11 protein-coding genes are annotated in these 12008 nt (G+C 40.9%); 7 read left to right on the top strand and 4 right to left on the bottom strand.

Features of this window, described 5'->3' with window-relative positions; all coding sequences use genetic code 11:
• Positions 1-363, top strand: a 363-nt coding sequence (locus DTK66_RS08890; protein WP_191668440.1) for an LPXTG cell wall anchor domain-containing protein, incomplete at its 5' end; no start/stop codon positions are given.
• Positions 364-522: 159 nt separating this feature from the next.
• Here the strand turns inward: DTK66_RS08890 and DTK66_RS08885 are convergent.
• The gene (locus DTK66_RS08885) at positions 523-2013 is read right to left on the bottom strand and encodes a glycosyltransferase (protein WP_191668439.1); all 1491 of its coding nucleotides are present in this window, start codon (positions 2011-2013) and stop codon (positions 523-525) included.
• Positions 2014-2028: 15 nt separating this feature from the next.
• Complete coding sequence (gene glsA / locus DTK66_RS08880; protein ID WP_191668441.1) at positions 2029-2949, bottom strand: glutaminase A; 921 nt, start codon at positions 2947-2949, stop codon at positions 2029-2031.
• A 233-nt stretch (positions 2950-3182) separates the two neighbouring features.
• Between glsA and gad the strand changes: the two genes are divergently transcribed.
• The gene (gene gad, locus DTK66_RS08875; RefSeq protein ID WP_191668438.1) at positions 3183-4589 is read left to right on the top strand and encodes a glutamate decarboxylase; all 1407 of its coding nucleotides are present in this window, start codon (positions 3183-3185) and stop codon (positions 4587-4589) included.
• Positions 4590-4655: 66 nt separating this feature from the next.
• Here the strand turns inward: gad and DTK66_RS08870 are convergent, their stop codons facing one another.
• Positions 4656-4994: a PepSY domain-containing protein gene (locus DTK66_RS08870; protein WP_153931065.1), complete on the bottom strand. Its 339-nt coding sequence runs from the start codon at positions 4992-4994 to the stop codon at positions 4656-4658.
• Between the two features lie 160 nt (positions 4995-5154).
• Here DTK66_RS08870 and DTK66_RS08865 point away from each other — a divergent pair, with 160 nt between their 5' ends.
• The 4 genes from DTK66_RS08865 to DTK66_RS08850 all read left to right on the top strand — a co-directional run bounded on the left by DTK66_RS08865 (position 5155) and on the right by DTK66_RS08850 (position 8492).
• Positions 5155-5475, top strand: a complete 321-nt coding sequence (locus tag DTK66_RS08865) for a thioredoxin family protein (protein WP_153931064.1) — start codon at positions 5155-5157, stop codon at positions 5473-5475.
• A 139-nt stretch (positions 5476-5614) separates the two neighbouring features.
• A complete protein-coding gene (gene ytpR, locus DTK66_RS08860; RefSeq protein ID WP_153931063.1) occupies positions 5615-6259 on the top strand; it encodes a YtpR family tRNA-binding protein in 645 nt (214 codons plus the stop codon).
• A gap of 122 nt (positions 6260-6381) precedes the next feature.
• Positions 6382-7686 (top strand): UDP-N-acetylmuramate--L-alanine ligase, encoded by a 1305-nt coding sequence (gene murC, locus DTK66_RS08855; RefSeq protein ID WP_191668437.1) that lies wholly within the window; start codon positions 6382-6384, stop codon positions 7684-7686.
• 92 nt (positions 7687-7778) lie between these two features.
• Positions 7779-8492 carry a Bax inhibitor-1/YccA family protein gene (locus DTK66_RS08850; protein ID WP_153931061.1) on the top strand — a complete coding sequence of 238 codons (714 nt, stop codon included), beginning with the start codon at positions 7779-7781 and terminating at the stop codon, positions 8490-8492.
• A gap of 34 nt (positions 8493-8526) precedes the next feature.
• Here DTK66_RS08850 and DTK66_RS08845 read toward each other — a convergent pair whose 3' ends face one another.
• On the bottom strand, positions 8527-9213 hold the full coding sequence (locus DTK66_RS08845) for a YoaK family protein (RefSeq protein ID WP_153931060.1): 687 nt from the start codon (positions 9211-9213) through the stop codon (positions 8527-8529).
• Positions 9214-9335: 122 nt separating this feature from the next.
• Between DTK66_RS08845 and polA the strand changes: the two genes are divergently transcribed.
• The gene (polA, locus tag DTK66_RS08840) at positions 9336-12002 is read left to right on the top strand and encodes a DNA polymerase I (RefSeq protein ID WP_191668436.1); all 2667 of its coding nucleotides are present in this window, start codon (positions 9336-9338) and stop codon (positions 12000-12002) included.
• Positions 12003-12008: the final 6 nt, after the last annotated feature.

The raw sequence follows: 12008 nt of genomic DNA, 5'->3' as shown, positions 1-12008 counted from the left end.
CCAACAGAGCAACCGACAAGCCAACCGACTGCTCAACCAACAGAACAGCCGACTGAACAATCGACCACTACTAATTCCACAGTAGCAATTAATAGTGAGAAAAAGGATGATAACCAACTTAATGCCAACCCTCCTTTGACCGGTCAACAAGGGGAACAAGCTAAGGTGACGGTTAATGCTAGTCGTCAATTGGTAGATTCTCCGAAGGCGCAAGTCACTGTTCAGTCAACAGCAAAGCAAAACACCAAACAATTACCACAAACTGGTAATGAAAACTCGCGCGGATTAATTGCGATGGGCTTTGCTGGTATCTTATCTGCACTTGGTTTAACAAAGGTTAATAACAAGAAACGAAATAGTTAATGATAATTCTTCAAAAATAAGAAAGGGATCGTGATAGAAACCATTTATAATTTTTCACGTCTCTTGCAAATATAAAAAGGGTGCCAAAGCTCGGATAGTTTTCCAAGTTTTGGCGCCCTTATTTGCGTTCTGTGCTATTTGTGGCCTGACGCTTGAATTTTAGTTATTGATTAAGCTTGCCCACTTTTCTGCTACGCAATCAAACGAATACTTTTGCACGGATTGTTGAGTGTGGCTGGCATATTTCTTTACTAACGCGGGCTTTGCCAATAAGCGGGATAAGCTCTGATACAATGCTTCTTGGTCGTTTGCCGGAATTAGTTCGCCACTGACATGGTCATCGATGATTTCAGCAGGGCCATAATTAATATCGTAGCTAATAGCAGGACATCCATGACCCTGTGCTTCAAGCAGGGCCATGGCAAACCCTTCGTAATGACTTGTCAGAATTTCTGCCTGTGCTTGCTCATATACAGTGTGGAGATTATCGTGATAGCCAGCAAAATGAATATAATCTTCTGCTTGTTGGTGTTTAACGAGTGCTTTGAGAGCCTTTGCAGTTTGGTATTGATTCCAGCTGTCCTCATATCCGTAAATATCGAGCGTTACTTGTGGAAAGAACTGATGCAAATGGGTGACTGTGTTGATAATATGATCAAGCTGCTTAATCTTTGACAGTCGAGCAACGGCAATAAACTTACCTGCTTTCCGTTTGTTAAATGGTACTTTCATTGATAGTTCCCCAGCGGATAAGTAGGTCACGGAGATTCCGTAACTATGACTGGTGTGAAAACGGCGACTAGCATCGTCAGCTTCACGCTGGGTTGCTGAAATCAAGCCGGTAAGCTGGCCTGTAGCAAGCATAGTGGTAATAGGCTGATAGATTGCGGAGATTGGTCCGTTACTTTGTCCATCATCAGTAAAAGCAGAGTGAAATACTTGATAACGTCTTGCTGGACGAGTCATTAGGGCAAAAGCTTTCAAAGCAATATTTGACCGGTCACTAATCAAGATCGCTTGAGGATTATCGGTGACAAGGCTATCTAGGAAGTGGGCGCGGAGTTCAGCTTCATTATCAAATTGCCATTCTTTTCCCTGATCGGCTAACTGGATAAGGGTGAGAATCGGCACATTGCCATCACCGCCCCGATAGTGGTAGCTAAGTTTAATTTGTCCTTGGCTGTCATAATATTGGCGTACCACAAGCCGTCCTTTATCCTCAAAATATTCAGTGTAAGTCCGACAACCTTGATCATAAAAATCACGGCGGTCTGTAAAGCCATACTGGTCAAGATAATCAATGTAATAAAGCCGATTATTGCGCATATTGATCCGTACACGGATTTTGTTGTTATGAATGGCACAATTATCTTTGATCTGCCAGCCTAACACATTTAGTTCACGGTGGATTATTTGCTGATCGATTGCAGGATCAGAATGGTAGGGGAGCTGCTGATAGTGCTGAAAGAGATTGACCACCCTTCCAGTCACATTGAGTTTTTCTTCCACCGCCTGATGATCAAAGTTATAAAGCATCGTGAGGATGGTTGCTGGTGCCCGGAGATGGTCAAAAATTCGTAATCGTTTGACTTGGGCAAGTTCAATCGCAGAAGTCTGAAGATCTTGGCGACTAGTGATAAAGTAGTTCATAATTAAAATCCTTTGTTAGTATTTAAAGATGCTGAGCTTTAGTTCTTTACTAATTAATTCCAGAAGGGCAAGACCAGCAACGCTATTACCAGCATAGTCTAATGCCGGACTGAAGATGCCGATTCCGTAATGGTTGGGAGCGGCTGCTACAAGTCCGCCGCCGACTCCGCTCTTGGTCGGCACCCCAATTTTGACCGAGTAGGTCCCCGATTCATTATAAAGACCAGTTGTCATCATGACTGATTTGGTATATGTAGCAGCAGCACTAGAAATGATCCGTTTTCCATTCCAAGGGGCGACCCCATCATTAGCAAGAACCGCTCCCAGGTTAGCCAAACTCTCGCAGGTGACCATCATCGAGCACTGCTTGAAGTAGGTTTCAAGACTGAGTGTGACGTCATTATTAAGGGCGCCCTTAGCTTTAAGGTAATAGGCAAGAGAACGGTTCATGTCGCCAGTACGGAGTTCGGATTGATAGATGCCTTCATCAAGCGTAATTTCCGAATCATTGCAAATTTTACGGGTAAAATCAAGAATTTGTTCAAAGGGGGTCTGATCATCTTGGACTTCAATTAATGAAGAAATTAAAATCGCCCCGCTATTAATAAAAGCATTGAGCGGGTGGATTTCTTTGGTGATTTCCATATTAAGAATTGTGTCAAAAGGAAAGCCGGTTTGCCGCGTGCCTACTTGGGCTTCCACCGCGGTAAGCCCTAATCGTTCAATTGCATAGAGAAGGGTGATAACTTTAGAAACACTCTCAATAGCAAAGCGAACCTGGGAGGCACCAGCCTGACATTGCTTGTCATTAGTCACGTCAAATAAGTAGATACCTAATTGATAAGGGTCAACTTTTGCTAACCCGGGGATATAGGTCGCAACTTGTCCTTCATCGATCTTATCCCAGCATTCTTGAATTGCATCGTTAAGATTCATCATAATCTCCTCCTGCTTTTGATTATTATATTTTATTATAGCCGACCTTTGTGGGAACGATTAACGATTCGGCTAAATAATACAGGATAAATTTCTGTATTTGTCAGGTATCAAAAAGGAAAAATGATAATCGATTTATGGGAGTGGCTGTTAATTGACAAGAAAGACATAATGAATAGATAATAAAAATAGCTTATAAAAAATTATTTATAAAAGATGGAGGAGGTATTCCTATGGCTGGGTTGTATGGTAAGAAAAATAAAGAGGAACGGGATTTTCTTGATCCGATTTTTGGTTCAACGACATCAGACCACCAATTACCAAAATATAAGTTAAATGATGAACCAGTTGAACCACGGATTGCCTATCGGATTGTGAAGGACCAGCTGCTAGATGAAGGAAATGCGCGTGAAAATTTAGCAACCTTTTGTCAAACATATATGGAGCCGGAAGCTGATAAAATCATGGCTGAAACCATGGATAAGAATGCGATTGATAAGTCTGAATATCCGCGGACGGCGGAGCTAGAAAACCGTTGTGTGAATATTATTGCTGATCTTTGGCATGCGCAGCCCAATGAGGAGTATATGGGAACATCGACGGTAGGGTCATCAGAAGGTTGTATGCTTGGCGGGCTAGCGATGAAGTTTGCCTGGCGGCAGCGGGCAGAAAAATTAGGATTAGACATTAATGCCCACAAGCCCAATTTGGTAATTTCATCGGGTTATCAAGTCTGCTGGGAAAAATTTGCTACTTATTTTGACATTGAATTGCGAACAGTACCAATGGATGAGCAGCACCAATCTTTGAACATGGATAAGGTAATGGATTATGTCGATGAATATACGATTGGCATTGTCGGGATTATGGGGATTACCTATACTGGTCGTTATGATGATATTGCTAAGCTTAATGACCTAGTCGAAGAATATAATCAGACCACCCCTTATAAGGTATATATTCATGTTGATGCGGCTTCCGGTGGCTTTTATGCGCCGTTCATGGACCCGCAGATTAAGTGGGACTTTCGGTTGAAAAATGTTGTCTCAATTAACTCGTCTGGTCATAAATATGGGCTGGTCTATCCGGGGATTGGTTGGATCCTATGGCGGGATAAGAAGTTTTTGCCTAAGAAGTTGATTTTTAAAGTTAGTTACCTTGGTGGCGAATTACCGACAATGGCGATTAACTTTTCTCGTAGTGCTTCGCAGATTATTGGGCAATACTATAATTTTGTGCGGTTCGGCTTTAAAGGTTACCGAGAGATCCAACGGCGGACACATAATGTTGCTCGCTATTTGGCTACAGAGATTGCAAAACTTGGCTATTTTGAGATTGTTAACGATGGTGCCCACTTGCCAATTGTTTGCTATAAACTGAAAAAAGACGATCAACGCCAATGGAATCTTTATGACCTTGCTGACCGCTTACGGATGAAGGGGTGGCAGGTACCAGCATACCCCTTGCCAAAAGACCTTGATAAGATTGAAGTCCAACGGATAGTTTGTCGGGCTGACCTTGGAATGAATATGGCGTGTGACTTTATTGAAGATATGAAGCAATCAATCAATGAATTAAATAAGAGCCACCTTGTTGCCCATCCAACACATATACTAAAAAAGTATGGTTTTACCCATTAATTAAAGAAAAGATCCAAATATTTCGGAAATCCGAATATTTGGATCTTTTTGGTTAGTGTCGCGTAATTAATCGTTTTCGATACGTTTTAATTCTAACAAGCTGCCAGTGTATGCATCAGCAACGAATTCATATTCAACTTTTTCGCCATCTTCTAATCGGGAAATCCCGCCTTCATAGGCATCAGTCTTAACTGCAAAACGTTGAAAAGGAATTGCCTTATCGTTAATCCAACTACCAGTAACTGCTCCTTCGCTGGCAAAGTCATTTTTGACTAGCTTTAAAATACGATCAGCAGATACTTGACGATTTCCAAATAATTTACCAGCAATAAAACCAGCAATACCTGAAGCTCCAAGCGTAACTGGAATTATCCATGGATTAAGGGAGTTATTACTTGCATTCATATGATTGCTTCCTTCACTATTTTATTCGTTCCTAACTTTTTTACTTATTTTATCATTTTTAATTCTCAAAAGCCAAACATCTAATCTTCACAAGCAGATTACTTACAATTGATAAGAAGCATGGTATAATGTTGCTAAAATTATTTGGGGATGAGAACTTATGGAAAGATTACCACAACTAAACGAAGACCAGTTAGTAAAAACAATCGGAACAGGCAAAGTCGTCCTCTTTTTTACAGCGGACTGGTGTCCTGATTGCCGCTTTATTAAACCGGCGATGCCTGAAATTGAACAAGATTTTAGTGATTATACTTTTTATCAGGTTGATCGCGATGAAAATATTGATCTTGCTGCTGAGCTAAATGTTTTTGGGATTCCAAGCTTTATTGTCTACGATAACGGTAAAGAAATTGGCCGTTTTGTCAATAAAGACCGGAAAACAAAGCAACAAGTAGAAGATTTTTTGCGTAATTTGAAGTAAAATAGAATAGCTGTGAATAATTTGATAAAGGGACTGTATTTTTCAGCCTCCTTTATTGCTTTAAAATATGTTTTTCACGGTCTTCTTTTTGTGTCATAATATTAGACGGTAGATATTATATTAGAGAGAGGAATATTTGATGTTAATTTCAAGTTATAATCCCAAGGAATTAGGTGACATTTTAGTTGTCATTACCGCGCCTGATGCGGAAAATCAAGATACAAAGATTGCTGATGACGTAGCCCAAATTACATCAGAAAATGGCGACTTGCTTGGCTATAATTTTATGAATGCCAGCAAGATTTTACCAGAATTAACAAGTGAAAACGGTCAGGTCTTTTTAAATCCTACCCAAGTAGAAAAGTTAAATACAAAACTTAAAGAAGCGGGTTTTGATAAATTTTTAACAGCAGACGAAGAACCTAAGTTTGTGGTTGGTTATGTCGAAAAGATTACTGACCACCCTAAGTCTGACCACTTAAAGGTAACCCAAACGCGGATTGCTGCGGATAAGACCGTTCAAATTGTCTGTGGTTCACCCAATGTTGCCGAAGGAATCAAGGTTGTAGTTGCTCGTCCAGGAGCAATGATGCCTGATGGCAAGATTATTTGGCCTGGGCAATTAATGGGCGTTGATAGTGATGGTATGCTTTGTGGTTTCCGTGAGCTACGCATTAAGAACGCTCCTGACGAAAAAGGGTTGTTTATTATTCCTGATGAATGGCAGGAAGTCGGCGAGGCAGTTGACTTTGCTAAGGCGGATACTTTCTTCCCAGAAAAATAGCCCCAGCCGCTGATTTATCAGTGCGGTAATTATCAAGATTATATACTAAAGAGGCTGCGTTAATTTTCAGCCCCGATCATCATATTTTATTTTAAATTGAATTGTTGAAAGGAATTGGATTGATGGAACAAAAGACGTATTACTTTGTTGGCATTAAAGGGACTGGGATGGCCTCTTTAGCACGTATCCTTCATGATAAAGGACACCGAGTACTAGGTTCAGACATTGAAAAAGAAACATTTACACAAGCGCCATTACTACAGGCGGGAATTAAGATTTTACCATTTGATCCAGCTAACTTAGAATCAGGAATGATCGTTATTCAAGGAAATGCCTTTGACGATGATCACCCAGAGATTAAACGAGCACATGAATTAGGTCTCCAAATTTTAAGTTATCCTGAAGCTGTAGAAAAAGAAGTAAAAAACCATACCAGTATTGGGATTGCAGGGGCGCATGGCAAGACTAGCACAACAGCGCTCTTATCCCATGTACTAGCGGCAGTTGAGCCAACGAGCTACCTAATCGGTGACGGAGTTGGTAAGGGTAACGCGGATGCTCGTTTCTTTGTTTTTGAAGCTGATGAGTACCGTGACCACTTCCTTGCTTATCACCCGGATTACGCGATCATGACCAATATTGATTTTGACCATCCAGATTACTTTAAAGATATTAATGATGTTCGGGATTCATTTGAGACGTATGGCAAGCAAGTGCAACGAGCAATTTTTGCCTGGGGTGATGATCAGAACCTTCGTCAATTAAACGTTGACGTTCCTGTTTACTACTATGGAACAAACCCAGACGATGACTTTCGAGCTGAAAATATTCAACGAACACCAGCCGGTTCAACTTATGATGCATATTTCCGCGACCAAAAGCTGGGAACTTTTACTATCCACCTATATGGAGAACATAGCGTCTTGAATAGTTTGGCAGTTCTTGCCGTTGCTTACATGGAACATATGAATATGGATGAGATCAAGCAAGAGCTAGCTAACTTCAGCGGTGTTAAGCGTCGGTTTAGCGAGAGTGATATTGCTGATATGACGATTATTGATGACTATGCTCACCATCCAAGCGAGATTAAGGCGACAATTGATGCTGCTCGGCAAAAATACCCAGACCGACAGATTATCACCGTCTTTCAACCACATACTTATTCTCGTTTGGCAGCATATATTGATGGTTTTGCCAAGTCATTAAGTCGGGCTGACAAAACTTTTGTAACCCCTATCTTTGGTTCAATTCGTGAAAATGCCGGAAATGTTTCCAGTGCTGACTTAGAGCAACGGATTGATGGTAGTGAGGGGATTGATATGGATACGCTTGATAAGCTCCTTCAATACCATAATGCTGTAGTCGTATTTATGGGTGCAGGCGATGTTGAAAAGTACGAAGATAAGTACAAAGAATTGTTAAAATAATTAAAGATTTACTTGATTGGAATGGTAGCATTTGCTACCATTTTTGTAATAGTCAAATAAAGTCAAACTAAATATAGAAAGAGGGAGTCTTGATGAATAACTTTTCTCAAGAGCCAGGACGGCGGGTTGTTACCGATGCGGCTGGCTTGAATAGTTTCTTGACCCGGATGTACGGTAATATGACGCTTGCTGTTCTTGTATCAGCTTTTAGTGCTTACTTGACCATGGGTGTTTTCCGAGCCGCGGTCTTTGGATTCTTTAGTGCCCACCCAGCAATGGTCTGGATTATTTTACTCTTACCGATTGCCTTATCGATGGGAGTTAGTTTTAGCGCTACCCGTAATCCCGTTGGTAGTTTTATTATGTTAATGCTGGTAGCGGTAATATACGGGGTTGAGTTTGCAATTATTGCAGGCGTATACTCTGGTGCAAGTATTGCTTCTGCCTTTGTATCTTCGGCAGCAGTATTTGTAACAATGGCATTATACGGGACGTTTACTAAGCGTGATTTGAGTAAGTTTGGTGCTCACGCAATGGCTGCCTTGGTAGCATTGATGATCGCTTACTTGATCAATATGTTCTTGCAAAGTCCTGCTATTGCTTACATCTTCTCTTTCATTGCCGTTATTATCTTTACGGTTTTGACCGGATGGGATGCTCAAAAGATGAAGCAAATTTACATTAACTATGGGGATCAAGTTTCTGTCACCGGTTTAGCAGTCTTAGGTGCATTGCAATTGTACTTAGACTTCGTAAACCTATTTATCTCACTTCTCCAAATCTTTGGAATGAGTGACCGTAACTAAATAAAATAAGCGATCAGGCTTTGGGCTTGGTCGCTTATTTTATTCGGCGTTGTTTACTTTTGAATAACTGTAGGTAATACGAGCTATCAGTGACTAAGATTAAGAAAGTAGCAATCCAGATAGTTTTCATCCGGAAAAATGGCAGAAGCTGGGCAGAAATAATTGCCCCAATAGTAAAACAGACCACAATTGTAAAGTAGTTGAGGGCAACAGTTCGTTGGGTCCGGTCATGGTGAAAATAATATTCACTCCAAGCAACAGCAGCTTTTTTAACACTTCCGCTAGTGAAGACACTGTTATAACCTAGGCCTTCAATCTTACTAAAAGCAGCACTTTGCATTGCTAGTCCAAATGACACCGCAGGCACCATAATATAATCTGGAAAATCATCAGGAAGTAAGCCGATAATGGCGCCAACGATCAAAATCGGCAGGAGGCATACAACCCGCCAGTAATCTGTTTTTAAATGTGCATGGAGGATGCTAACCATTGCAAGCCCGATAATAAAGGCGATTAATGATCCTAAACGGTCGACAACGCCGAGAAAATTATGATTTGCTAGCGCGGCACTAAGGAAAATAATATTACCGGTTTGGGCAGCAGCCATGGTTCGTCCACACTTAATGTATGTAAATGCATCAATAAAGCCGCCGCTAAAAGTAAGCAGGAGGGCAAATAAGCGTGCTTCGGCTGGTTTTTGATAATTAATTAACTTATCCATAAAGTTCACTTCCAAGATAATGGCATTTATTTATAATTATAGCTTAATCTTTAGTCAAGTAACTAAACCATTGCGGCATTCTTTGGTACAATTACTATTAGCGATAGAAGGGCGGGAATTAAATGACAAAACAATTACTATTAATTGACGGAAATAGCATTGTTTTCCGAGCATTTTTTGCAATGCATAATCAGATGGATAAATTTACAAATAAGGACGGCTTGCACACAGCAGCTATCTATGGATTTAAGCTCATGCTTGATCATGTCTTACAAAACTTTAAGCCAGACGCAGCCCTCGTAGCATTTGATGCGGGGAAAGTAACGTTTCGGACAAAGATGTATGACGAATACAAGGGCGGTCGAAATAAAACGCCTAATGAGTTAACAGAACAAATTCCTTATGTGCGGGAATTAATTAAAGATTCGGGATTACATAGCTATGAGTTGGCTAATTACGAAGCAGACGACATTATTGGGACGTTAGCTAAGCAGGCTGACAATGCAGGTTACAAGACTTTGATTGTAACTGGTGACCGCGACTTGACCCAGTTAGCGAGCGAACATACGACAGTTGCTGTTACCCATAAGGGGGTTACTGATACTGAGCACTACACCCCAGCTCATGTTGAAGAAAAATTAGGGATTACGACACGCCAGATTATTGATATGAAGGCATTAATGGGTGATTCATCAGATAATTATCCAGGGGTTACAAAGATTGGTGAAAAGACAGCATTAAAGCTGGTAAAGCAATTTGGTTCTGTTGAAGAGCTATATGACCGGATTGATGAATTAAAGAAGAGCAAGATGAAAGAGCACCTGATTGAAGATGAAGCGATCGCTCGAGAATGTAAGACGTTAGCGACGATTCTGCAGGATGCTCCGATTAAGATTGATTTAGCCGATTTGACATATACAGGTCCGCAAAATGATGAATTAATTAAGTTTTACCAACAAATGGACTTTAAATCATTCTTGAAAAAGATGGACGCTGATGTAGCTGGTGAAGAAGATGATGCCCAGGTTGCGCCAGTTGAATATACGGTTTTAACAAAGGCTAATTTAAACGAATTAAACCAATTAAGAGATGAAGTGAGTTTCTATCTTGAGATGCCAGAAGCTAATTATCATACTTCACCATTTGCCGGCTTTGTGGTTGGTAAAGATGGGCACTGGTTTGCTAGTCGGGAGATGGACCTGCTTAAAGAAGCACCATTGAAGGAGCTGTTAACAAGCACGAAAATTAAAAAGAATGTTTTTAATGCTAAAGCCCAAATTATTGGTCTTCATCGATTAGGGATTAACCTCGAAAACATTGATTTTGATCTCTTGCTTGCCTCCTATCTCCTTAATACTAACGATAATAGTAATGACCTTGGTCAAGTTGCCCATGAGCATGATTATGATGATGTGCAGACAGATGAAGAAGTTTATGGCAAGGGGGCAAAACGGGCGGTACCGGATGACGATGAAGTCTTCTTCAGTCATCTTGCTAATAAGGCTCGTGCGATTGAAAACTTGCGAACAAATCTTTTTGCCAAACTTAATGAAAATGAGCAGATGCCCCTTTATACGGAAATTGAATTGCCATTAGCACGGGTCCTCGCTAAGATGGAGATTACCGGAATCCGTGTTGATGCACAGACGCTTAAAGATATGGGCAGCAAGTTGACAGAACGCCTATCGGAAATTGAGAGTCAGATCTACCAAGAAGCGGGAGAAGAATTCAATATTAATTCGACCAAACAGTTAGGACACATCCTGTTTGAAAAGCTTAAGCTGCCGGTTATCAAAAAGACCAAGACCGGCTATTCGACGGCGGTCGATGTATTAGAAAAATTAGCAGATAAGTCCCCGATTGTAGAACAGATTCTGGAATACCGCCAAATTGCCAAACTTCAATCTACTTATATTACGGGCTTATTGAAAGTGATTCATTCTAGTGATCAGAAGATTCATACTCGCTACTTGCAAACCTTGACACAGACGGGACGGTTATCATCTGTTGACCCTAATCTTCAGAATATTCCGGTTCGGTTACCAGAGGGGCGGTTGATCCGTAAGGCATTTGTGCCAAGTCATGAAGGATGGCAAATCTTTTCATCGGATTATTCACAGGTTGAATTACGAGTTCTCGCCCATATTACTGGGGATAAGAACCTTCAAGAAGACTTTAAAAATGGTGAGGATATCCATGCAAGTACCGCCCGCCGGATATTCCATCTTGGACCGGATGCCGAGATTGACCGTAATATGCGGCGCCGGGCAAAGGCAGTTAATTTTGGAATCGTCTATGGAATTAGTGATTACGGTCTTGCGCAACGGATTCATGTGAGCCGGGCAGAAGCGCATGAGTTTATTCAAAATTACTTCCACGAATTTCCGGGAGTTAAAAAATATATCAATGATACGATTGAGTTTGCTAGAAAGAACGGGTATGTTGAGACAATTACCCACCGGCGTCGGTACCTGCCGGATATTCATGCGAAAAGTTTTAGTAAACGGTCATTTGCAGAAAGAACGGCAATGAATACGCCAATTCAGGGAAGCGCGGCTGATATTATTAAAATCGCAATGATTCGGATGCAAGATGAACTAGTAAAACGGCATTTAAAGGCCAAAATGCTCTTGCAGATCCATGATGAATTAGTTTTTGAAGCACCAAAAGAAGAAATACCAGTATTGTCTGAGCTGGTCCCGAAAGTAATGGATTCAGCCGTCAAGCTTGATGTCCCGTTGAAAGTGGATAGCAAGTACGGTGACACATGGTATGACTTAAAGAAGTAGGAGGCG

It is taken from the genome of Limosilactobacillus walteri (assembly GCF_014830205.1).
In the GTDB taxonomy this organism is placed as follows: Bacteria; Bacillota; Bacilli; order Lactobacillales; family Lactobacillaceae; genus Limosilactobacillus; species Limosilactobacillus walteri.
The sequence above is the reverse complement of the archived record's forward strand: the minus strand, read 5'-3'. Positions and strand labels throughout refer to the sequence as shown.